20 protein-coding genes and 1 pseudogene are annotated in these 22,797 nt (G+C 66.8%); 14 read left to right on the top strand and 7 right to left on the bottom strand.

What is annotated here, in order from left to right:
- The first annotated feature begins 20 nt into the window (after positions 1-20).
- The 4 genes from amaB to AE618_RS05950 all read left to right on the top strand — a co-directional run bounded on the left by amaB (position 21) and on the right by AE618_RS05950 (position 5,882).
- Positions 21-1,541, top strand: a complete 1,521-nt coding sequence (amaB, locus tag AE618_RS05935; protein WP_054208216.1) for an L-piperidine-6-carboxylate dehydrogenase — start codon at positions 21-23, stop codon at positions 1,539-1,541.
- A 127-nt stretch (positions 1,542-1,668) separates the two neighbouring features.
- Positions 1,669-2,886, top strand: a complete 1,218-nt coding sequence (locus tag AE618_RS05940; RefSeq protein ID WP_248310768.1) for an acyl-CoA dehydrogenase — start codon at positions 1,669-1,671, stop codon at positions 2,884-2,886.
- Positions 2,887-3,028: 142 nt separating this feature from the next.
- Positions 3,029-4,219 carry a CaiB/BaiF CoA transferase family protein gene (locus AE618_RS05945; protein ID WP_054208124.1) on the top strand — a complete coding sequence of 397 codons (1,191 nt, stop codon included), beginning with the start codon at positions 3,029-3,031 and terminating at the stop codon, positions 4,217-4,219.
- Positions 4,212-5,882, top strand: a complete 1,671-nt coding sequence (locus AE618_RS05950) for a thiamine pyrophosphate-binding protein (protein ID WP_054208125.1) — start codon at positions 4,212-4,214, stop codon at positions 5,880-5,882. Before AE618_RS05945 ends, AE618_RS05950 begins: the two co-directional genes overlap by 8 nt.
- Here AE618_RS05950 and AE618_RS05955 read toward each other — a convergent pair.
- The gene (locus AE618_RS05955; protein WP_054208126.1) at positions 5,851-6,465 is read right to left on the bottom strand and encodes a cytochrome b; all 615 of its coding nucleotides are present in this window, start codon (positions 6,463-6,465) and stop codon (positions 5,851-5,853) included. The two genes, AE618_RS05950 and AE618_RS05955, sit on opposite strands and share 32 nt — an antisense overlap.
- Positions 6,462-7,025 carry a YceI family protein gene (locus tag AE618_RS05960; RefSeq protein WP_054208127.1) on the bottom strand — a complete coding sequence of 188 codons (564 nt, stop codon included), beginning with the start codon at positions 7,023-7,025 and terminating at the stop codon, positions 6,462-6,464. The genes AE618_RS05955 and AE618_RS05960 overlap by 4 nt, the downstream gene beginning before the upstream one ends.
- A gap of 328 nt (positions 7,026-7,353) precedes the next feature.
- On the opposite strand from AE618_RS05960, the gene AE618_RS05965 reads away from it, so the two are divergent.
- Positions 7,354-7,860, top strand: a complete 507-nt coding sequence (locus AE618_RS05965; protein WP_156330127.1) for a hypothetical protein — start codon at positions 7,354-7,356, stop codon at positions 7,858-7,860.
- Positions 7,861-7,880: 20 nt separating this feature from the next.
- Here the strand turns inward: AE618_RS05965 and tal are convergent, their stop codons facing one another.
- Positions 7,881-8,837 (bottom strand): transaldolase, encoded by a 957-nt coding sequence (tal, locus tag AE618_RS05970; protein ID WP_054208129.1) that lies wholly within the window; start codon positions 8,835-8,837, stop codon positions 7,881-7,883.
- A gap of 234 nt (positions 8,838-9,071) precedes the next feature.
- On the opposite strand from tal, the pseudogene AE618_RS05975 reads away from it, so the two are divergent.
- From AE618_RS05975 to AE618_RS05985, 3 genes and pseudogenes are all read left to right on the top strand, one after another.
- A pseudogene (locus tag AE618_RS05975) lies at positions 9,072-10,063 on the top strand (ABC transporter substrate-binding protein).
- Complete coding sequence (locus AE618_RS05980) at positions 10,060-11,805, top strand: ABC transporter permease (RefSeq protein ID WP_248310769.1); 1,746 nt, start codon at positions 10,060-10,062, stop codon at positions 11,803-11,805. The pseudogene AE618_RS05975 and the gene AE618_RS05980 overlap by 4 nt, the downstream one beginning before the upstream one ends.
- 157 nt (positions 11,806-11,962) lie before the next feature.
- On the top strand, positions 11,963-13,261 hold the full coding sequence (locus AE618_RS05985; RefSeq protein WP_054208130.1) for a GGDEF domain-containing response regulator: 1,299 nt from the start codon (positions 11,963-11,965) through the stop codon (positions 13,259-13,261).
- 11 nt (positions 13,262-13,272) lie between these two features.
- Here the strand turns inward: AE618_RS05985 and AE618_RS05990 are convergent, their stop codons facing one another.
- Positions 13,273-14,181, bottom strand: a complete 909-nt coding sequence (locus AE618_RS05990; protein ID WP_082365030.1) for a LysR family transcriptional regulator — start codon at positions 14,179-14,181, stop codon at positions 13,273-13,275.
- Positions 14,182-14,306: 125 nt separating this feature from the next.
- Between AE618_RS05990 and AE618_RS05995 the strand changes: the two genes are divergently transcribed.
- The 5 genes from AE618_RS05995 to nudC all read left to right on the top strand — a co-directional run bounded on the left by AE618_RS05995 (position 14,307) and on the right by nudC (position 19,581).
- A complete protein-coding gene (locus AE618_RS05995) occupies positions 14,307-15,803 on the top strand; it encodes a CoA-acylating methylmalonate-semialdehyde dehydrogenase (RefSeq protein ID WP_054208132.1) in 1,497 nt (498 codons plus the stop codon).
- 38 nt (positions 15,804-15,841) lie between these two features.
- The gene (locus AE618_RS06000) at positions 15,842-16,381 is read left to right on the top strand and encodes a hypothetical protein (protein ID WP_156330128.1); all 540 of its coding nucleotides are present in this window, start codon (positions 15,842-15,844) and stop codon (positions 16,379-16,381) included.
- Between the two features lie 19 nt (positions 16,382-16,400).
- Positions 16,401-17,549: an isobutyryl-CoA dehydrogenase gene (locus AE618_RS06005; protein WP_432704491.1), complete on the top strand. Its 1,149-nt coding sequence runs from the start codon at positions 16,401-16,403 to the stop codon at positions 17,547-17,549.
- A gap of 109 nt (positions 17,550-17,658) precedes the next feature.
- Complete coding sequence (gene mmsB, locus AE618_RS06010) at positions 17,659-18,546, top strand: 3-hydroxyisobutyrate dehydrogenase (RefSeq protein WP_054208134.1); 888 nt, start codon at positions 17,659-17,661, stop codon at positions 18,544-18,546.
- A 78-nt stretch (positions 18,547-18,624) separates the two neighbouring features.
- Complete coding sequence (gene nudC / locus AE618_RS06015; RefSeq protein ID WP_054208135.1) at positions 18,625-19,581, top strand: NAD(+) diphosphatase; 957 nt, start codon at positions 18,625-18,627, stop codon at positions 19,579-19,581.
- On the opposite strand, the gene AE618_RS06020 is transcribed toward nudC, so the two are convergent.
- The 3 genes from AE618_RS06020 to AE618_RS06030 are packed head-to-tail and all read right to left on the bottom strand — an operon-like array spanning position 19,578 to position 21,887.
- Positions 19,578-20,255 (bottom strand): VOC family protein, encoded by a 678-nt coding sequence (locus AE618_RS06020; protein WP_248310770.1) that lies wholly within the window; start codon positions 20,253-20,255, stop codon positions 19,578-19,580. The genes nudC and AE618_RS06020 overlap by 4 nt on opposite strands.
- A gap of 15 nt (positions 20,256-20,270) precedes the next feature.
- Positions 20,271-21,125 (bottom strand): prephenate dehydratase, encoded by an 855-nt coding sequence (locus tag AE618_RS06025; RefSeq protein ID WP_054208136.1) that lies wholly within the window; start codon positions 21,123-21,125, stop codon positions 20,271-20,273.
- A 24-nt stretch (positions 21,126-21,149) separates the two neighbouring features.
- Entirely contained in the window at positions 21,150-21,887 is a 738-nt protein-coding gene (locus AE618_RS06030; protein ID WP_054208137.1) for a 3-deoxy-manno-octulosonate cytidylyltransferase, read from the bottom strand.
- 221 nt (positions 21,888-22,108) lie between these two features.
- Here AE618_RS06030 and AE618_RS06035 point away from each other — a divergent pair, with 221 nt between their 5' ends.
- Entirely contained in the window at positions 22,109-22,648 is a 540-nt protein-coding gene (locus AE618_RS06035; RefSeq protein ID WP_054208221.1) for a c-type cytochrome, read from the top strand.
- Positions 22,649-22,797: the final 149 nt, after the last annotated feature.

The raw sequence follows: 22,797 nt of genomic DNA on the forward strand, positions 1-22,797 counted from the left end.
TAGAACGTCAGGCTTTGAATATGACCTCTCCCCTGCCACAAGATGCGCTCGCGCTTCTCAAGCGCCTCGGCGTCAGCGATGCCGTCTTCGCTTCGACCGGCCTTTCTGCACACTCGCCGATCACGGGCGAGACGGTCGCGACGTTGAAGGAGACCAGCGCCGCCGAGGCCGAGGCCGCGATCGGCCGGGCGCAGTCGGCGTTCCTGCTCTGGCGCAAGGTTCCGGCGCCACGCCGCGGCGAGTTCGTGCGCCTGCTCGGCGAGGAGCTGCGCGCCGCCAAGGACGATCTCGGCCTTCTGGTGACACTGGAAGCCGGCAAGGTCACCTCCGAGGGCCTCGGCGAGGTCCAGGAGATGATCGACATCTGCGACTTTGCGGTCGGCCTGTCGCGCCAGCTCTACGGCCTGACCATCGCGACCGAGCGCCCCAAGCACCGCATGATGGAAACCTGGCATCCGCTCGGCGTCTGCGGCGTGATCTCGGCTTTCAACTTCCCGGTCGCGGTCTGGTCGTGGAATGCGGCGCTCGCCTTCGTCTGCGGCGACAGCGTCGTCTGGAAACCTTCCGAGAAGACGCCGCTGACCGGCATCGCCGTGCAAGCCATCGTCGAAAAGACGATGAAGCGCTTTGGCCCCGAGGCCCCTGCGGGTCTGTCGGAGATCCTGATCGGCGGCCGCGAGATCGGCGACATCCTCGTCAGCGATCATCGCGTCCCGGTTGTCTCGGCCACCGGCTCGACGCGGATGGGCAAGGAGGTCGGCCAGAAGCTCGCCAGCCGCTTCGCCCGCGCCATCCTCGAACTCGGCGGCAACAATGCCGCGATCGTGGCACCGTCCGCCGATCTCGACGTCGCCCTGCGCGGCATCGCCTTCGCGGCGATGGGCACGGCCGGCCAGCGCTGCACGACGCTGCGCCGTCTGATCGTGCATGAGAGCGTCTATGACGCGCTGATCCCCAAGCTCATCAAGGTCTATGCTAGCGTGAAGATCGGCGATCCGCGCGAAGCGGGCGTGCTGGTCGGCCCGCTGGTCGATGAAGCCGCCTATAAGGGCATGCAGGCGGCGCTGTCGGAGGCGAAGGCTGCCGGCGGCACCGTCCATGGCGGCGAGCGCGTCACGGTCGGAACCGGCGGCTTCTATGTCCGCCCCGCGATCGTCGAGATGCCCGCGCAGACCGGCCCGGTCGCACGCGAGACCTTCGCGCCGATCCTCTACGTCATGAAATACACGTCGCTGGACCAGGCCATCGCCATCCAGAACGATGTCGGCGCCGGCCTGTCATCCTCGATCTTCACGCTCGACATGCGCGAGGCCGAGAGCTTCATTTCGGCCGAAGGTTCCGACTGCGGCATCGCCAACGTCAATATCGGCCCGTCGGGTGCCGAAATCGGCGGGGCCTTTGGCGGCGAGAAGGAAACCGGCGGCGGTCGCGAGGCCGGCTCGGATGCGTGGAAGGCCTATATGCGCCGCGCCACGAATACGCTCAACTACGGCACGACATTGCCGCTGGCGCAGGGCGTCAGCTTCGATGTGGATGCGTGATCCAATAGCGCGTCATTCTCGGGCGAAGCGCAGCGCAGACCCGAGAATCTCTTGGACCAGATAGCTGGTTTCCGAGATGGTCGGGTCAAGCCCGACCATGACGGCAGAACGACAAGGGAGAAACCAGATGGCCGAAGCCGCCCGCAGCCACAGCACCAGCCACAAGCTGGCCGAATTCACCTGGGACGACGCGTTCCTGCTCGACGACCAGCTCTCGGAAGACGAGCGCCTGATCCGCGACACCGCGCGCGATTTTGCGCAGGAGAAGCTGCAGCCGCGGATCTCGGAAGCCTATCTCGACGAGAAGACGGACCGCTCGATCTTCAACGAGATGGGCGAGCTCGGCCTGCTGGGCGTCACCGTCCCGGAAGAATATGGCTGCGCCGGCGCCAATTACGTCTCCTACGGGCTGGTCGCGCGTGAGGTCGAGCGCGTCGATTCCGGCTATCGCTCGATGATGTCGGTCCAGTCCTCGCTGGTGATGTATCCGATCTACGCCTATGGCGACGAGAGCCAGCGCAAGAAGTACCTGCCCAAGCTCGGCTCGGGTGAATGGGTCGGCTGCTTCGGCCTGACCGAGCCCGATGCCGGCTCCGACCCGGCGGGCATGAAGACCCGCGCCGAGAAGGTCGCCGACGGCTACAGGCTGACCGGTTCGAAGATGTGGATATCGAACTCGCCGATCGCCGACGTCTTCGTCGTCTGGGCGAAGTCGGCCGCGCATGACAACCAGATCCGCGGCTTCATCCTCGAGAAGGGCATGAAGGGGCTGTCGGCCCCGAAGATCGGCGGCAAGCTCAGCTTACGCGCCTCGATCACCGGCGAGATCGTCATGGATGGCGTGATCGTTCCCGAGGAGAACCTGCTGCCCAACGTCTCAGGCCTGAAGGGTCCGTTCGGCTGCCTCAACCGCGCCCGCTACGGCATTTCCTGGGGCGTGATGGGCGCGGCGGAAGACTGCTTCCACCGGGCGCGCCAGTACGGGCTCGACCGCAAGCAGTTCAACAAGCCGCTCGCCCAGACGCAGCTCTTCCAGAAGAAGCTCGCGGACATGCTCACCGAGATCTCGCTCGGCCTGCAGGGCTCACTTCGCGTCGGCCGGCTGATGGACGAGGGCAGGATGGCCCCGGAGATGATCTCGCTCGTCAAGCGCAACAATTGCGGCAAGGCGCTCGACATCGCCCGCCAGGCCCGCGACATGCATGGCGGCAACGGCATCTCGATCGAGTACCACGTCATGCGCCACGCCGCGAACCTCGAGACGGTGAACACCTATGAGGGCACGCATGACGTCCATGCGCTGATCCTCGGCCGGGCGATCACCGGGCTGCAGGCGTTCTTCTGAGCCCTTCCGTCACCCTCCGCGTCATCCCGGGCGACCGCAGGTCGACCCGGGATCCATGCCAGAACATCGCCGATCAGCGTTCAGGCATGGATCCCGGCTCTCCGCTTCGCTCCGGCCGGGATGACGGCGCGGATCGATTTCAATGACTTCAGCCCCTCCCCTCGCCGGCCTGCGCGTCCTCGAACTCGCGCGCATCCTCGCTGGGCCCTGGATCGGCCAAGTGCTGGCCGATCTCGGCGCCGACGTCGTCAAGGTGGAGGCGCCCGAGGGCGACGACACCCGCACTTGGGGACCGCCCTTCGTCGAAAGCGAGGACGGCGAGAACCTGTCGGCCGCCTATTTCCACTCGGCCAATCGCGGCAAGCGCTCGATCACCGCTGATTTCCGGACGCCGGAGGGCCAGGCGCTGGTGCGCCGGCTCGCCGCCCATGCCGATATCGTGGTCGAGAATTTCAAGGTCGGTGGCCTCACGAAATACGGGCTCGATGCCGCCTCGCTGCGGGCGGAGTTCCCCCGTCTTATCTATTGTTCCGTCACCGGCTTCGGCCAGACCGGACCTTATGCGCCCCGCGCCGGCTACGACTTCCTGGTTCAGGGCATGGGCGGGGTGATGTCGCTGACGGGCGAGCCCGACGGGGCCCCGATGAAGGCCGCCTATGCGACCGCCGACATCTATACGGGGCTTTACGCCACGATCGGCGTCCTCTCGGCGCTGCGCCGGCGGGACGCGACCGGCGAGGGTGCTGCGCTCGACATGGCTCTGCTCGACAGCCAGATCGCCGTGCTCGGCAACCAGGCGCTGAACTATCTCGTCTCCGGCCGATTGCCGCAGCGTCTTGGCAACGCCCACCCCAACATCGTGCCCTACGATGTGTTTCCGGTCGCGGACGGCCACATCATCATCGCCACCGGCAATGACGGGCAGTGGCGCAAGCTCTGCGAGGTCCTGGGCGAGCCGATGCTGGCCGACGAGCCCGGCTACATCGACAACCGCTCGCGGGTGAAGAACCGCGTGGCGTTGACCGAGCACCTGCACACGCTCACCCAGCGCCATCTCAAGGCCGATCTGCTGGCGGCGCTGGAAAAGCTCGGCGTTCCCGCCGGCCCGATCAACGGCGTCGACGAGGTCTTCGCCGACCGCCAAGTTCTGGCGCGCGGCGTCCGCGTCGATCTGGCGAGCGACGTCGCGAAGGGCGGGAGTATCCCGACCGTCGCCTCGCCCATCGTCATGGACGGCGTGAGGCAGGTCTCGCCGCGCCCGAGCCCGCAACTCGGCGAACACGCCGCTGAGATCCTGAACGATCCGGCCTGGGGAGGGCCGCAACATGGCTAATCGCACCGGCGGGCAGATCCTCGTCGACCAACTCCTGATCCATGGCGCGACCGACGCCTTCTGCGTGCCGGGCGAGAGCTATCTCGCCGTGCTCGACGCGCTGCATGATGCTTCGTTGAAGGTCACCATCTGCCGGGCCGAGGGCGGCGCCTGCATGATGGCGGAAGCCGCCGGCAAGCTGACCGGCAAGCCGGGCATCTGTTTCGTCACGCGCGGGCCCGGCGCCACCAACGCCTCACCCGGCATCCATATCGCCGATCAGGATTCGACACCGCTGATCCTGTTCGTGGGCCAGATCGAGCGCGGCATGCGCGAGCGCGAGGCCTTCCAGGAGCTCGACTACCGCGCCGTCTTCGGCACCATGACGAAATGGGCCACCGAGATCGACGATGCCGAGCGCATCCCCGAGATCATCAGCCGCGCCTTCCATGTCGCCACCTCCGGCCGGCCCGGCCCGGTCGTGATCGCGCTGCCCGAGGATGTGCTGACCGACCTCGCCGATGTGGCCGATGCGCAGCCCTATCAGGTCACCGAAACGCACCCCTCGCTGCTACAGACCATCGACCTGCAGAAGCGCCTCTGGGCGGCGAAGTCGCCCGTCGCGATCCTGGGCGGCTCGCGCTGGGATCCGCAGGCGATCGCGCGCTTCCAGCGCTTCGCGGAGCGCTTCGACCTGCCGGTCGCGGTCTCGTTCCGGCGGCAGATGCTGTTTCCGGCCGACCATCCGAACTTCGCCGGCGATCTCGGCATCGGCCCCAATCCGAAGCTGCTGAAGCGCATCCAGGACAGCGATCTCGTCCTGCTCGTCGGCGGGCGGCTGTCGGAGATGCCGAGCCAGTCCTACACGCTGTTCGGAATCCCCAATCCGGGCCGGCCGCTGGTGCATGTCCATCCCGATGCCGAAGAGCTCGGCAGGGTCTACCGTCCGTCGCTGGCGATCAACGCCTCCCCGACCGCGTTTTGCGCCGCGCTCGAGACCGTGCATCCGCCGCAGGAGATTCCGTGGGCCGGCGCCGCCGCCGAGGCGCATGAGAGCTATCTCGGCTGGAGCGGCCAGCCCGCGCCGGTCGCCGGCACTTTCCATCCCGGCGAGATGGTGACCTGGCTGCGCCGGCAGCTGCCCGACGACGCCATCATGTGCAACGGCGCCGGCAACTACGCGACCTGGGTGCATCGCTTCCACCGATTCAACAAGTTCGCGACGCAGCTCGCGCCGACATCGGGGTCGATGGGCTATGGCGTGCCGGCCGCGATCGGTGCGAAGCGCTTGTTTCCCGAGCGCACCGTGATCGCCTTTGCCGGCGATGGCTGCTTCCTGATGAACGGGCAGGATTTCGCCACCGCCGTGCAATATGACCTCGCGGTCATCGTCATCGTCGTCGACAACGGCATGTACGGCACGATCCGCATGCACCAGGAGCGGCACTACCCCGGCCGCGTCTCGGCGACCACGCTGAAGAACCCCGATTTCGCGGCCTATGCGAAGGCCTTCGGCGGCCATGGCGAACGTGTCGAGACCACCGCCGAATTCGGCCCGGCCTTCGAACGCGCGGTGGCATCGGGCAAGCCTTCGATCATCCACTGCCTGCTCGATCCGGAGGCGATCACGCCGGCGAAATCGCTGTCGACGATCAGGGCGGAGGCACTTGCGGCACAGGGCTAGGCCGGGTGAGCCTTGCGCCGCGCGACGTGCCAAACCACATCCGGTGCAGCAGGCCATCGCGCCAGACCAGGACATGGACGAGCGCCGCCGCGAAGTGAGCTGCGCCGAGCGCGATCAGCAGGTCGCCCGCCCAGCCATGGAAGCGCAGCATCAGCTCGTAGGCAGCCTTGTCCGGGCTCATGGCATGGGGAATCGCGAACCAGCCGAAATAGAATGTCGGGATCTGGATCGGGGCCGACGACACCATCAGGAAACCGGTCAGGGGCAGCGCGATCACGCAGAGATAGAGGCCGGCATGGACCGCGCCTGCCCCACCCCGCAACCAAGGGCCGGCATGCTCCGGCGCCGGCACCGGCGCGCGCAGAACCAGGCGCAGGACGAGGCGCAACACGACAAATGCCGCGATCGTCAGGCCGACCGATTTGTGCAGTTGATAGAGTTCGAAACGCGTAAGTAGATCGCGCGTTTCATCGGTCATTGGCCAAGCGACCCAGAACTGGAACAGAATAAGCAGCAGCGTCATCCAGTGCAGGACAACGCTGGCTGGATGCCAGCGCACCCGTCGGCCAGCGCCCTTGCTCATCGCGACAGCCGTCCCTTGATCACGACCTCGACCTGATCGTCGACGATGTTGACGTCGCGGCCGATCTCGAAAGCCGGCCGAAGGAACGAGCCGCTCGCATGGAAGGGGAGCGCCTCGCCGCGCCGGGCCTTGTCGATGTCGCCGTCCACGACAGCCGTTACCGTGAACGGCTGCGAGATCGAACGGATGGTTAGGCGGCCGCGAACTTCCAGGCTCCGCTCGCCGGTGCGCGTGACACTTTCCGAGGCGAAGCTCGCTGTTGGGTAGCGGGCCGAGTCCAGCATGGTCGCGCCGGTGATGAAACCGTCCATGAGCGAGGAGCCGGCCTTGATCGAACCTGTGTCGAGGGTGACCTTGATACGGCTCTTCGCCGGATCATCGAAATCGAGTGCAAGCGTGCCCTCATAACGCTCGAAACGCCCGGTTGCGACGACAGCTCCGAACCGATGGCTGACAAAGCTGATGTCGGTCGCCCCGCGATCAAATCGCCAGCTCGTCTGGGCAATAGCAGGCCAATTAAAAAACAGCGCGGCGACGACAAGGGCGGGCAGCTTGGCCATGGCGGTGTCCGGGAAGGCTTGCGGGGCCCACAGTCTATGGCGCCGTTCGGGGAAAGAGCGTGGCAAGCAGCGCCTGAACACGCAAAGGTGAAGCTGAGCGCGAAGGCCAGCTCAGGCTCGAGACGGTCATCCATTTCCTGCTCGCCCTGAAGGCGATCAGGCTGGTGACATCGTCTGGACGAGCCACGTGGAGGTATGCTCACACAGGTAAAGTTGCTTCTATGAATCGCATAAAAAATCTTAACCGCGTCGGTGAACCTGTGCTGAACCTTTTGCGACCATCAGTCGTTGAGCTGACGGCAAGTCGGTGAGCAGGGGATGGACGGCAATGGCTGCGCGGCGCGTAATGATGTTCGGGATGATCACCGTCATGGCGGTCGCCAGTGCGCCCGGAGCCCAGGCCGCCAACCTGTTCGAGGAACTGGGGCGCGCCATCTTCGGCGGCGGGCCCCGCCTGCGGGCAACGCCGATCTACGAATATGATGAGCCGATCCAGCAGCGTGCGCCCCGTCCGCGCGCGCCCGAGGCGTCGAGCAAGCCGAAGCCCCCTGTCGTCCAGCTCGATCCAGCCACCGATCCGAGCTGGTATCTGAAGGATCCGACCTTGCGGCGCGGCGACATCGTCGTCACCGCCACCGGCGTCATGGTCTATCAGGGGAATCGTGGCAGCGACGACAACCGCCGCTCCGATTTCGCGTCCCTTGGCGGCAAAGACACCAAGGGCTGGAAGAGCCAGCTGGAGACGGCTGCTGCCGGAGGGCGCAGCTTCTTCGATCCGGCTTCGGCCCCGCCGAAGCCCACCGTCACCGTGCAGGCCGAAGCGGCCAAGCCCTGACGGGCGGCTCCGCGCTCGCGTCAGACGAGCTTCGCCGCCACGAGCTTGCGCAGGCCGCGCAGGTCCTTGACGAAGCCGCGAATGCCCTCGGCGAGCTTTTCGGTGCCCATGGCATCCTCGTTCATCGCGAAGCGGAAGGCCTTCTCGTCGAGCGTCAGCTTCGCGGGCGCCTCGCCCGGCGCATCGGGCGACAGCTTGCGCGGCAGGTCGCCGGTCGCGGCGGCGAGCTCGTCGAGCAAAGCGGGCCCGATGGTCAGCCGGTCGCAGCCAGCCAGAGCCTCGATCTCGCCGGTGTTGCGGAAGGAGGCGCCCATCACCACCGTCTTGATGCCGAACGCCTTGTAGTAGGCATAGATGCTCTTCACAGAGACGACGCCCGGATCGGTCTCGGCGGTGTAGGGGCCGCCTCCGGCCTTGACGTGCCAGTCGAGGATCCGACCGACGAAGGGCGAGATCAGGAAGGCGCCCGCATCGGCGCAGGCGACGGCCTGCGGCAGGGAAAACAGCAGCGTCAGGTTGCAGTCGATGCCTTCGCCCTGCAGCACCTTGGCGGCCTGGATGCCCTCCCAGGTCGAGGCGATCTTGACCAGGATGCGGTCCTTCTCGATGCCCCGCTCCTTGTAGGCCGCGATGATCGCGCGCGCCTTGTCGATCGTCGCCTGCGTATCGAAAGAGAGATCGGCATCGACTTCGGTCGAGACCCGGCCGGGCACGATCTTGGTCAGTTCGGCGCCGAAGGTGACGGCGAGCCGGTCGCAGATCGCATGCACGGCCTTGTCGCCGCCGCCCGCCTTCTTGCCCCAGGCGACAGCCTCATCGACGAGCGCGGCATAGGCCGGGTTCTCGACGGCTTTCAGAATCAGCGTCGGGTTGGTGGTGCAGTCGACGGGCTTGAGCCGGCGGACCGCTTCGATGTCGCCGGTATCGGCGACGACCGTGGTCATCTTGCGGAGCTGGTCGAGCTTGGAGGCGGTCATGGCTGTCCTGTCGCAACGGATGCATGGATTCGAGCGGAACGTGGGGCGCGCGCCCGGCAGGGTCAAGCCGTCGGGCAGCTGGGCCGTCCTGCGTCAATGCCTCAACGTCCCGCCATTTTCATGGCAGCCGAACCTCTTCAGCCTCATGACGCCGCCTTCATGGATATGTCATATGCGGGGACTACCGCCAGCGCCAAGCCCGCTCGGGCACGCGCACAGGAGAGTTTCATGCCGATCAAGACGTCGATCGCCATCATCACGGCGGCTGTTGTCGCCGGTACGCTGGCCGCCCCGCAGGCATGGGCCCAGGCCGTCGAAGGCAAGCTGGTGCTCTACACCAGCCAGCCCAACACCGACGCCCAGCAGACCATCGACGCCTTCAAGGCGAAATATCCCAAGGTCGACATCAGCTTCGTGCGCGATGGCACACCACGGGTCATGGCCAAGCTGCGCGCCGAGATCGAGGCCGGTGCGCCGCAGGCGGACCTGCTGCTGATCGCCGACGCTGTGACGATGGAAGGGCTGAAGAAGGAAGACCGGCTGCTGGCGCATGCCAAGGCCGACATCTCCGCCTATCCCGCCGGCGTCCACGACCCCGCCAAGTTCTGGTTCGCGACCAAGCTGATCACCACCGGCATCGTCTACAACACCAAGGCGCCGATGAAGCCGACGAGCTGGCTCGATCTCACCAAGCCGGAAGCCAAGAACCTGCTGGCGATGCCGAGCCCGCTCAATTCCGGCGCGGCGATGATCCACACCATCACCCTGACCAGCAACCTGCCGACGGGCTGGAGCTTCTACGAGGCGCTGCAGAAAAACGGCGCACTCGCGGCCGGCGCCAATGGCGACATCCTGCGCCAGGTCGCCACCGGCGAGAAGCTCTACGGCATGATCGTGGACTTCATGCCGATCCGCGAGAAGGCCAAGGGCGCGCCGGTCGAGTTCGTCTTCCCGAGCGAGGGTGTTTCGGCCGTCAGCGAACCCGTCGCCATCCTCAAGAGCAGCAAGAACCCGGAAGCCGCCAAGGCCTTCGTCGACTTCCTGATCTCGAAGGACGGCCAGGCGCTGGCACTCAAGCAGGGCTATGTCGCAGCCCATCCCGACGTCGCCCTGCCGGCCGGCTCTATCCCGACCGCGCCGCGATCAAGCTGATGCCGTTCGACGCCGCCAAGGCGCTGGCCGACGAGGCGGCTTCGCGCAAGCGCTTCAGCGCGATCTTCGAGTGACGCTGGCTGCCCATACGGGCTGGCAGGAAACCAGGCCTCGCCCATCCTGGCGGGGTCTGAGCCTGCCGACAGGCTTCGGCCTGCCGGTTCTGGTCACCGCCTGCGCGATCGTGCTGGGCGGCCTGCCCTTCCTGCGGCTGGCGGCGGCGGCCTTCGCGCCCGGCTGGCAGTTTTCGCCGGATGCGGCGCTGGCCGAAATCGGCAGCCGCGCCGCCATCACCGCGACGCTGCACACTCTCGAGACCGCCGGCCTCTCGGCCCTCGGCGCGCTTTTGATCGGCGGCACGGCTGCGATCATGCTCGGCGTCACCGATGTCCGCGGCAAGCGGCCGATCGCGTTTGCGCTGGTCTTCTCGATGATGATCGCGCCGCAGGTTGCGGCGCTGGCCTTCCTGAGCCTGTTCGCGCCGCATTCGCCGATCCTGTCATTGTTCGGCCTGTCGCCGGAGCCCGGCACGCCGAACCCGCTGCTGGGGCGCGGCGGCATCGCGCTGGTGATGGCGCTGCATCATGCGCCGCTGGTCGCGATCACGCTGTGGACCGGCCTGCGCAGCGTGCCGCAATCCCTGATCGAGGCCGCGCAAATGGAAGGCGCCGGTCCCGGCACCATCGCCGCGCGCATCCTGCTGCCGGTGCTGCGGCCGCAGATCATCGCCGCAGCGTTGCTCGCCTTCGTCGCGGGCATCGGCAATTTCGGCATTCCGGCGCTGCTCGGCCTGCCGGTGAACTACCTGACGCTGCCGACACTGATCTACCGGCGCCTGTCGAGCTTCGGCCCGGCCGGCCTGCCCGATGCCGCCGCGCTATCGGTGCTGGTGGCGCTGGTGGCGGGGCTCGGCATCATCGCCGGCATGCTGGCGACGCGGCGCGGCGGCGGCAAGGTCGAGATCGAGAGGCCGCTGCAGCCGTTCTGGCAGCTCGGCCGGGCGCGCCCCCTCGTCACAGGCGGGCTGTGGATGCTGCTGGCGATCAAGCTCGGGCTGCCCTTCCTCGCTTTGCTCGGCGAGGCGCTGACACCGGCGCTCGGCGTCGCGCTGACCTGGCAGAATCTGACGCTCGACAAATTCGCCGAGGTGCTGCTGCGGCAGGACGTGACGGTGCGGGCCTTCCGCAACTCCTTCCTGTTCGCCGGCAGCGCCGCTCTGATCCTGGCCCTGGTCTCGATCGCCTTCGCCTATGCGCTCGAGCGGCGCATGGGCAAGCTGCGGCGCGTCGTCGAGGTCGTCATCGAATTGCCCTATGCCCTGCCCGGCGTGGTGCTGGCCATCGCCTGCATCCTGATGTTCCTGAAGCCGCTGCCAGTCGTCGGCGTCAGCATCTACGCCACCCCCTTCATCATCCTCTTCGCTTATCTCGCGCGCTTTCTGCCGCTGGCGCTGAAAGCGCCGGTGGCGGCGATGGCGCAGATCGAGGCGCATCACGAGGAGGCGGCGCGGCTCGACGGCGTGACCCTCTGGCAGATGCTGCGCTTCATCGTGGCGCCGATCCTGGCGCCGGCCGCGACCGTCAGCGCGCTGATGGTCTTCCTCGTCGCCTTCAACGAGCTGACGGTCTCGGCACTGCTCTGGTCCTCGGGCACCGAGACGCTCGGCGTCGTACTGTTCTCGCTCAAGGAAGCCGGGCTTGCGGGCGAGGCGGCGGCCGTCGCCATCAGCGCATCGGCCGTCATCCTCTGCGCCATGCTGACGCTCGACCTGCTGGCCAAGCGCTTGCCGCAGAACGTGCTGCCCTGGCGGATCTGACGAGCCGCAAATGCTCACATGGCGGCGCGGTCCGCCGCGTTCCACAAGATACCATTAACGCCTCGTGGGTAGATCGATGTGATGCGACGGACTGGCGGGGTGCCTACGCGCCGGCTGAAGCGTCTTTTGGCGCGGACGCGCCTTTCAGGACGGACCCATGACCCAACGTTCAGCGGAATATCAGCCGCTCTTCCGTCCGCAGGATAAACGCCGCGTTCTCGTCGTCGAGGATTCCAAGACCTTTTCGATCGCGCTGCGCCAGATGATCGAGGCCGAAACCGGCCTCAAGGTCACGAGTTGCGGCTGCCTGAAGGACCTCAGCACGGCGATCCTGCGAGACCAGGAAGGCTATGCGATCGCCGTCGTCGATCTCAACCTGCCTGATGCGCCCAATGGCGAGGCGCTGGACTGGACCGTCAGTCACGGCATCCCGACCATCGTCTTCACCGGCACCTTCGATGCGGCGACGCGCACACGCATCATGGAGCGCGAGGTCTTCGATTACGTCCTGAAAGATTCCGAATTTGCGCTCGGCAACCTGGTCGGCTCCGTCAAGCGGGCTCTGACCAACAAGGAAACCCGCATCCTTGTCGTCGACGACATGACCACGACCCGCCGGCTGCTCGGCCAGATGCTGACAAGCCAGCAATACAGCGTGGTCGAAGTCGGTTCCGGCGCCGATGCGCTGATGATGCTGGAACAGGATCAGGAAATCCGGCTCGTCGTTTCCGACTACAACATGCCTGACATGGACGGCTACGAGCTCGCTCGCCGCATCCGCCGCCGCTACCCAGCCGAGCAGGTGCGCGTCATCGGCATCTCCTCATCGACAGACCGCACGACCTCCGCAGGCTTCTTAAAGGCAGGCGCGCACGACTTCATCTCGCGCCCTTTCGTGCTGGAGGAGCTGCAATGCCGTATCGCCTCGAATGCCGAGACTCTGCTGCGCATGCGTCTGCTGAACGATCTCGCCTGGCGCGACTACCTGACCGGCCTGTTCAACAGACGCTATTTCTTCGAACGCGGCCCAAAAATGGTCGCCGAGGCGCGGCGGGCCAGCCAGCCGACCTGCGTCGCCATCCTCGACATCGATCATTTCAAGCTTTTGAACGACGAGCATGGGCATGATGTCGGCGATGATGCGCTGCGCATCTTCGCCGACCATCTCGGCACGTCGTTTGAGGGGCACCCCCATCTCCTCGCACGGCTCGGGGGCGAGGAATTCGCGCTGCTGCTGCCGGGCATGAGCGAGAGCGCGGCTGCTATGCTGATCGAAGAGGTTCGGATCGGGATTGCCGGCCTCGGCATGCCGGTCCGCCACGTGAATCTGGGCCTGACAGTGTCGATCGGCCTGGCCGTGATGTCGGCGACCGACAGCCTCGACCTGGCACTTCGCAAGGCCGACCGCGCGCTCTACGCAGCCAAGCAGGCCGGCCGCAACCGCCTCAACGCTTGAGCCAGGCTTCGCTATGCTGCGCCCTCGCCCATCAGCAGGGCACGGCTCGCCTTGGCCTCGCGCACGACGAAATCGACGATGGCGCGGACGCGGGCGACATCCTTCAGGTCGGCATGCACCAGTAGCCAGAACGAGCGTGTGATCGAGACCGTATCGGGCAGGACCGGCACGAGGCGCGGTTCGCCCTGCGCCATGAAATGGTGGATCACGCCAATGCCGGCGCCGCCGACGACGGCATTCATCTGTGCCAGCACGCTCGAACTCTGCACTTGCGCGCGCAGACCCTTGGCGACCTCGTCGAGATAATCGAGCTCGGGCGTGAAGATCAGGTCGTCGATATAGCCGACGATGCGGTGTGAGAAGAGGTCTTCAGGCTTCGTCACCTCAGGCATCGAATCGAGATACGCCTGCGTCGCATAGAGGCCGAGACGGTAGTCGGAGAGCTTGCGCGCGACGACCTTGCCCTCCTTGGGTGGGGCGAGCGTGATCGCGACATCGGCCTCGCGCTTCGACAATGAGAGCAGGCGCGGCATGGCGATGAGCTGGATTTCGAGCCCGGGAAAGGCGCTCGCCAATCCGGCAAGACGCGGCGCGAGGAAGATGGCGCCGAAACCGTCCGGCGCTCCGATCCTGACCGTGCCGGCCAGAGCCATGTCGGCACCGCCGATGTCGCTCTGGATCGCCAGAGCGTCGGTCTCCATGCTTTCCGCCCGGGCAAGCAGCCGCTCGCCATGGGCCGTCAACGTATAGCCCTGCGGGCGGCGCTCGAAGAGCTTGGCCTTGAGCGCTTCCTCCAGCGACGTGATGCGGCGCGAGACGGTGGCATGGTCGGCACCGAGGCGGCGTGCGGCCGCCGTCAGCCGGCCCGAGCGGGCGACCGCCAGGAAGAAGCGTAGATCATCCCAGTCGAACCGCTCCACCGCCGCCCTCCCCGATATATGTTTTTTCGCACGACAATGGATCCAAGGTCGCTATAGCCGTGCGCAAACGAGAATGGTAGGGGTGGTTCAGTTTCGGGACATCACAATTCGTAGGGGAGGACGCGATGCGTCAGGTTGGGCATTTCATCGGCGGCAAGCATGTCGCGGGAACCTCGGGCCGCACCGCCGACATCTACCAGCCGATGGACGGCACGATCATCGGCAAGGTCGCGCTGGCCTCTCCGGCTGAGTTGCGCGCCGCCGTCGAGAACGCCGCCGAGGCCCAGCTGAAATGGGCCGCCGTCAATCCGCAGCGCCGCGCCCGCGTGCTGATGAAGTTCCTCGATCTGATCGCGCAGAACAATGACGAGCTGGCTGAGCTGCTCGCCCGCGAGCACGGTAAGACGATTCCCGACGCAAAGGGCGACATCCAGCGCGGCGTCGAGGTCGTCGAATTCTCGCTCGGCGTTCCCAACCTGATGAAGGGCGAGTTCACCGACGGCGCCGGCCCCGGCATCGACATCTATTCGCTGCGCCAGCCGCTCGGCGTCGTCGCCGGCATCACCCCGTTCAACTTCCCGGCGATGATCCCGCTCTGGAAGCTCGGCCCCGCGATCGCCTGCGGCAACGCCTTCATCCTGAAGCCCTCCGAGCGCGACCCGGGCGTGCCGATGCGCCTCGCCGAGCTCTTCATCGAGGCGGGCGGCCCTCCCGGCATCCTCAACGTCGTCAACGGCGACAAGGAGGCTGTCGACGCGATCCTCGACGATCCCGACATCAAGGCGATCGGCTTCGTCGGTTCGACGCCGATCGCGGAGTACATCTACGCGCGCGGTTGCGCCAATGGTAAACGCGTGCAGTGCTTCGGCGGCGCCAAGAACCACATGGTGATCATGCCCGACGCCGACATAGACCAGGCCGTCGATGCGCTGATCGGCGCCGGCTACGGCTCGGCCGGCGAGCGCTGCATGGCGATCTCGGTCGCGGTTCCCGTCGGCAAGGCCACCGCCGACGAACTGGTGAAGCGCCTGATCCCGCGCGTCGAGGCTCTGAAGATCGGCCCCTCGACCGACATGGCCGCCGATTACGGCCCGGTCGTCACCAAGGCGGCTGAGGAGAAGATTCGCGCCTATATCGATATCGGCCTCGCCGAGGGCGCGACGCTCGCGGTCGACGGGCGCGACTTCAAGATGCAGGGCTACGAGAACGGCTTTTATGTCGGCGGCTGCCTGTTCGACAACGTCACCAAGGACATGCGCATCTACAAGGAGGAGATCTTCGGGCCGGTCCTCTCCGTCGTTCGTGCCGAGTCCTATGACGAGGCGCTGAAGCTGACCAACGACCATGAATACGGCAACGGCACCGCGATCTTCACCCGCGATGGCGATGCGGCGCGCGACTTCGCCTCGAAGGTCCAGGTCGGCATGGTCGGCATCAACGTGCCGATCCCCGTGCCGCTGGCCTACTACACCTTCGGCGGCTGGAAGCGCTCCTCCTTCGGTGTCCTCAACCAGCACGGGCCGGACTCGATCCGCTTCTACACCAAGACCAAGACGGTGACGGCACGCTGGCCGAGCGGTATCAAGGATGGCGCGAGCTTTGTCATCCCGACGATGAACTGAGGTCCGCCACATCGGGGCCTGGATCGGCGGAGGAGAGCATGGGGCGACGATTGCGCATCATCGCATCCTTGCTCGTGCTCTTCTGCGGCGCGGCCCAGGCGGCCGCGCTGGAGCCGGCCGCGCCTCAGCAAGCCGTGTCTGTCGGCGACGCGCTCTGCGAGGCCGAACCGGCAGAAGGCACGGTGCTGGACGAAGACCAGCAGCGCCAATGCCGGGCACTTCGGCAGGCCAGGATCGAGGAGACACGCCGGCGCAATCGGGAGCGGGTCCGGCAGGTGATCGAGGAGAACCGGCAACGGCGCGCGCTCGAGGCAAGCCTGCCGCCGCCGCCACCTCCGCCGGTGACCGTCGAGACCTTCATGGAAGCCGGCAGCCTCTTCTATGGCGACGTGGTGGTGACGGATCGCGGACCAAGGGTCTTCATCGGGAAGCCACTCGAGGCCGCCACGCTGGAAGATTTCGTCGCGATCGATTCGCCGCGCTCACCGCACAGGGCACGCGCGACGCAATTCGACGGGGCTTTCCCCGAACGCAAGACGGCGCGGCCGCCCCCGCCGCGCCAACAGCGTCAACCTTGAAAGGGCGCCAGTCTTGAGTCTGTTTTCCCTGAGCGAGGACCAGATCGCGATCCGCGACATGGCCCAGGATTTCGCCGCCGAGACGCTCGCGCCCAACGCCATGCGCTGGGATGAGGAGAAGCATTTCCCTGTCGAGGAAATGCGCGCGGCCGCAGCGCTGGGCATGGGCGGCATCTACATCGCCGAGGACGTCGGCGGCTCCGGCCTGAGCCGGCTCGATGCGGCTGTCATCTTCGAGGCGCTCTCGACCGGTTGCCCGACGGTGGCGGCCTATATCTCGATCCACAACATGTGCGCCTGGATGATCGACCGCTATGGCGACGAGGCGCAGCGTCAGGCCTTCCTGCCGAAGCTCTGCACCATGGAGCATCTGGCGAGCTACTGCCTGACCGAGCCCGGCGCCGGCTCGGACGCCGCCGCCCTCAAGACGAAGGCTGTGCGCGACGGCGACCATTATGTCCTCGACGGGCAGAAGCAGTTCATCTCGGGTGCCGGCGTCTCCGACGTCTATGTCGTGATGGTGCGCACCGGCGAGCCCGGGCCTGCGGGGATTTCGACCCTCGTCGTCGAGAAGGGCACGCCCGGCCTGTCGTTCGGCGCCAACGAGAAGAAGATGGGCTGGAACGCCCAGCCGACGGCGGCGGTGATCTTCGAGAATTGCCGCGTGCCTGTCGCCAACCGGCTGGGACCCGAGGGCATCGGCTTCAAGATCGCCATGGCCGGGCTCGATGGCGGGCGGCTCAACATCGGCGCCTGCTCGCTCGGCGGGGCGCAGGGCGCGCTCGACAAATCGATCGCCTATGCCGGGGAGCGCAAGGCCTTCGGCGCGCGGATCGCGGATTTCCAGGCGCTGCAGTTCAAGCTGGCGGACATGGCCACCGAGCTGGAGGCGGCGCGCAGCCTGTTGTGGCGCGCGGCGGCGTCGCTTGATGCCAAGACGCCCGATGCGACGAAGCTCTGCGCCATGGCCAAGCGCGTCGCGACCGACACCGGATTCGCGGTCGCCAACGACGCACTCCAGATCCATGGCGGTTATGGCTATCTCGCCGATTACGGCATCGAGAAGATCGTCCGCGATCTCCGCGTCCACCAGATCCTCGAGGGGACCAACGAGGTGATGCGGATGATCGTGGCGCGCGGGCTGGTCGGCCGGGCGAAGGGAAACTGAGATTCGGCGTCATTCTCGGGCGGAGCGAAGCGCAGACCCGAGAATCTCTGGCAGGAGATGGTCGGCTCAAGGCCGACCATGACGTCGCAACCAACAGGAGGACAGGACCATGACCACAATCGCCTTTATCGGCCTCGGCAATATGGGCGGCCCGATGGCCGGCAACCTCGTCAAGGCGGGACATGAGGTCCGCGCTTTCGATCTCGTGCAGGCCTCCAAGGATGCGGCGGCCGAGCTCGGCGTCGGCATCGCCGGCTCGGGCAAGGAGGCCGTGGCGGATGCCGATATCATCGTGACCATGCTGCCGGCCGGCAAGCATGTGCTCTCGGTCTGGGCTGACATTCTGCCTGCGGTGAAAAAGGGTGCGCTGCTGATCGATTCCTCGACCATCGACGTCGAGAGCGCGCGCAAGGCGCATGCGCTGGCCGGGCAGCATGGGTGCCTGTCGCTCGACGCGCCCGTCTCCGGCGGCACCGGCGGGGCCAAGGGCGGCACGCTGACCTTCATGGTCGGCGGCTCCGACGAGGCCTTCGCGCTCGGCGAACCGGTGCTCAAGGCGATGGGCCGGCGCATCGTGCATTGCGGCGCGGCTGGAAACGGCCAGGCGGCCAAGATCTGCAACAACATGATCCTGGGCATCTCGATGATCGGCGTGTCGGAGGCCTTCGTACTGGCCGAGAAACTCGGCTTGTCGCACCAGGCGCTGTTCGACGTCGCCTCGACATCGTCGGGGCAGTGCTGGTCGCTGACGACCTATTGCCCGGTGCCGGGCCCGGTGCCGACATCGCCTGCCAATAACGAGTACAAGCCGGGCTTCGCCTCGGCGCTGATGCTGAAGGATCTGAAGCTCTCGCAGGAGGCGGCGCAGACCGCCGGCGCCTCGACGCCGCTTGGCGCGGCCGCGACGCAGCTCTATGGGCTCCACAATGCCTGGGGCGAGGGTGGCGCTGACTTCTCGGCCATCGTCCATCTGCTCCGCGGGCGCGATGCTTCGTAGGCGCCTCGCCCCGTGAAGCGGAGCTGCCTCGCGAAGTGCGCTTGCATGACGGCGCAAAGCGGGTTTAGGACGGTTGCCATGAACGACGCCTCCCGCCCTCGCGAACGCTCGGCCCTCACGGGCTTTTCCGTCAACAGGCTCGACCGCCGCGAGGATCTGCGCAACAAGCCGGATGCGGTCTCGGCGCTGCGTCATCGGTCGGATACGCGGGTCGCGGTGGTCGCTGGGGAAACGCCGATCCTGAAGCGGCTCGACGGCGAGGCGTTGTCGGTCTGGTTCAGCCATGGCGAGACCCAGCTTCTCGGCGACGGGCTGGAGGAGGTCTTCCTCGGCCTTGCTCCCGACGGCGCCCCGCGCTTTGCCCGGCTGCTCGACCGCGCGCAGATCGAGCCCTTGCGGGAGCGGCCGGAATTGTTCGTCACCGATCTGCGCTCGGTGGCCCTGAAGCGCCTCGTGCCGGAAGACGAACTCGGGCCGCTCGGCCAGGGCAAGGCGCTGCTCGACTGGCACGCGCGCCATCGCTTTTGCGCCCAATGCGGCGCTCCGACCACGTCCGGCGCCGCAGGCACGAAGCGCGAATGCAGCGCCTGCGGCGCCCAGCATTTCCCGCGCACCGACCCGGTCGTGATCATGCTGGTGACGCGCGGCGAGACCTGCCTGCTGGCGCGGCAGGCCCGTTTCGCGCCCGGCATGTATTCCTGCATCGCCGGCTTCATCGAGCCCGGCGAGACCTTCGAGGATGCGGTGCGCCGCGAGAGCTGGGAGGAGGCCGGCCTGCGCGTCGGCACCGTTCGCTACATCGCCTCGCAGCCCTGGCCGTTTCCCTCCTCGCTGATGATCGGCTGCATCGCGGAAGCGCTGAACGACGAGATCGTGCTCGACATGACCGAGCTCGAGGCCGGGCGCTGGTTCACCCGCGACGAAGCGCTGGCGATGCTCGAAGGCACCCATCCCGAGGGCTTCACCAGCCCGCAGCATCTTGCGATCGCCAACACGCTGCTCAAGGCCTGGGCGGTCGAGGGCGAGCGGGTCTAGCTCAACTCTTTCATGCCTGCCGGCGTTTCGATCCGCGCCAGATAGCGCGTGTTTGCGCCCGGCAAGATCTCGGGCGGGCGATCGATGGACAGTTCATCGTAGAGCTTCGCGATCCTGTCCGGCTCCGGATGGGCGAGGACCAGCGACAGCAATCTCGCGCCGAGGTCGGCCATCGTCGCCATCGCGCGCGGCTTACCGCGCCGGTCGATGAGCGAGGGCATCGCCCCGCTGAGAGGCAGCGAACCGTCTTCGGGGATCGCGAAATCGAAGGACGAGTCGATCGGCGGCAGCGCGACCTTGCAGCCGAAGATGGCTTCGCGGCCGGCCAGCACCGCATCGATGCCGTCGACCCGCGCGACCGAGCCGCGCAGGCGGCGCCCATCGTCCCAGGCCCGCCTGACGCCCGCCTGATCGTCCAGGCCGAACCAGCGCGCACGGCCAGGGTGGCGACCATCGGGGTCGAGTGCGACGATCTCCAGATAGACGGAGCCACCGAGCTGCAGCAGGTGGTTGTGGGTGCCCATGTAGCCGTGGCGCTGCCCGAAGGGGACATCGAGGTCCAGGCAGGCCCGGACATGCGCGACGCCCTCGGCCAGCGAGGGCGCGATCACCGTGAGATGGTCGAGCCTCAGCCAGGGCCGCTTCGGCACGAAGGCAGGGATCGCCTCGGCCACGACCGCTGCCCTGCCTTACTCCGCCGCCTCGGCGAAGCTGTCGCGGAACGGATTGGCGGGATAGACGCCGAGGATCCTGACCTCCTTCGAGAAGAAGGCGAGTTCGTCGAGCGCGCGGCGCAGCGCCGGATCGTCAGGGTGCCCCTCGACATCGGCGTAGAACATCGTCGCCGAGAAATGCCCGTCGACCATGTAGCTTTCGAGCTTGGTCATGTTGACGCCGTTGGTGGCGAAGCCGCCCATCGCCTTGTAGAGCGCCGCCGGCAGGTTGCGGACCTGGAAGATCAGCGTCGTCACCGTCTTGGAGGCTCCCTGGCGAACGAATTCCGGGTATTTCGACAGGATCACGAAGCGCGTGGTGTTGTGCTTCTCGTCCTCGATGTCCTCCATCAGGATGTCGAGCCCGTAGACCTCGGCTGCGATGCGGGGCGCGATCGCGGCGCGGCTGAGATCGGCGGCCTCGGAGACCTGCCGCGCGGAGCCTGCGGTATCGGCGGCGACCTCGGCCTTCAGCCCGAGCTTGCGGATGATCTTGCGGCATTGGCCGAGCGCATGGATGTGGCTCTGCACGGTCTTCACCGTCGCCAGCGTCGCGCCCTTCACCGCCATCAGATGGAAGCGGATCGGCAGGAAATGCTCGCCGATGATGTGCAGCCCTGAGCGCGGCAGCAGATGGTGGATGTCGGCGACGCGGCCGGCGATCGAGTTGTCGATCGGGATCATGCCGTAGCGGGCCGTGCCGTCCGAGACCGCGGCCAGCGCATCCTCGAAGGTGGCGCAGGGCAGGAGCTCGCAATCGGGGAAAACCGCGAGAGCGGCCTGCGACGAGAAGGCGCCGGGCTCGCCCTGATAGGACACGATGACGGACATGAGGCTTCAGGCTCCGGCGCGGGCTTACTGGCGAGCTTGGAGGATCGCGCGGGCGCGATCCAGATCGGGCGGCGTATCGACGCCACGGGGGACATGATCGATGATCATCGCGTCGATGCGCATGCCGTCCTCGATCGCCCGCAACTGCTCGAGGCTCTCGCGCTTCTCCAGAGGCGACTGCGGCAGGCTGACGAAACGGTTCAGCGCGGCGCGGCGGTAGGCGTAGATTCCGACATGGTGGTAGAGCGGCCCATCCCCATAGGGGGCGGTCGCGCGCGTGAAATAGAGCGCGCGCAGCCGGGCCGGGGTGACATGGCTGCCGACGAGCTTGACCACGCTCGGCGCGGCCTTCTCTTCCTCGTCCGTGATCAGGCCCACCAGCGTCGCGATCGAGACCTCCGAATCGGCGAGCGGGATCATCGAGGCCGCGATGGCGGCGGGCTCCAGCGTCGGAAAATCACCCTGAACGTTGACGATGACGTCGTGCCGACCCTGCGGGTCGAGGATGTCGGCGGCCTCCTTGATGCGGTCGGAGCCGGAAGGGTGATCGTCGCGCGTCATCACCGCCCGCCCACCCACGGCCTCGATGGCGGCACAGATGTCGGGCGAATCCGTCGCCACCGCGACAGGCCCGATATCGGCCGCGACCGCGCGCCGCCAGACCCGCACGATCATCGGCTCGCCATGGATGTCGGCAAGCGGTTTGCCGGGCAGGCGCGTCGCCTTCAGGCGCGCCGGAATCAGGATCATCGGGTCGGACATCGGAATCGGCGAACTCTTTGGTCGGTGCAGGCAGCGGGGGGCCTGCGCAGGTTGCCGCTGCAAGCGTCAAAAGGTCTCAAAGCGGAGGGTGCTTATACGAGTTGCAATGAAGCGCGCAAAGCGGTTAAGCAACGCTCGGGTGTCGGTGCTTCCAGGCTCCGGCCAATGCGATGTCTTGCCTCCTGCGCCATGGGCGCATGACGGCCGAGGGTTCGGATACGATGGATATCGAAACCAACAAGATCGCCGGCGCGGCTCTCTCCACGCTGCTCGTGGTGATGGGCCTCAACATGGTCGCCGGCATCGCCTTCGCCCCGCACAAGCCGGCGGTTCCGGGCTTCGATCTGCCGAGCGCCGAGCCGGCCTCAGCCGCAGGCGCGGCGGCTCCCGCGGCCGACGAGCCGATCGTGGTGCGTCTCGCCAAGGCCGACCCGGCCAAGGGCGAAAAGGCCGTCGGCGCCTGCAAGGCCTGCCACACCTTCGAGAAGGGCGGCGCCAACAAGATCGGCCCGCATCTCTACGACGTCTACGCCCGCCCGAAGGCCAGCGTCGACGGCTTCGCCTATTCCGCGGCCCTCAAGGGCAAGGCGGGCGAGAAATGGGAGGCCGAACAGCTCGACGGCTTCCTGAAGAACCCGAAGGCCTATCTGCCGGGCACGATCATGGCGTTCGCGGGCATCAGCCGCCCCGACACGCGGGCCGACGTCGTCGCCTATCTCAATACGCTGGCCGAGGCGCCCAAGCCCCTGCCGAAGCCCTGAGCGGGCCCTCCCGTCAGCGCAGACGCATTCGAAGCCGGGCCCTTTCGCCCGGCTTTTGCTTTGCCGAGGGCTGCCGTTCATCGCCGTTTCGCTTGCACCTGCCATGGTGTTGCCGCCACGATGTCGTCGAGTGGCATGGTTGCGCGCGT

Source organism: Allobosea vaviloviae, from assembly GCF_001298265.1.
In the GTDB taxonomy this organism is placed as follows: Bacteria; Pseudomonadota; Alphaproteobacteria; order Rhizobiales; family Beijerinckiaceae; genus Allobosea; species Allobosea vaviloviae_B.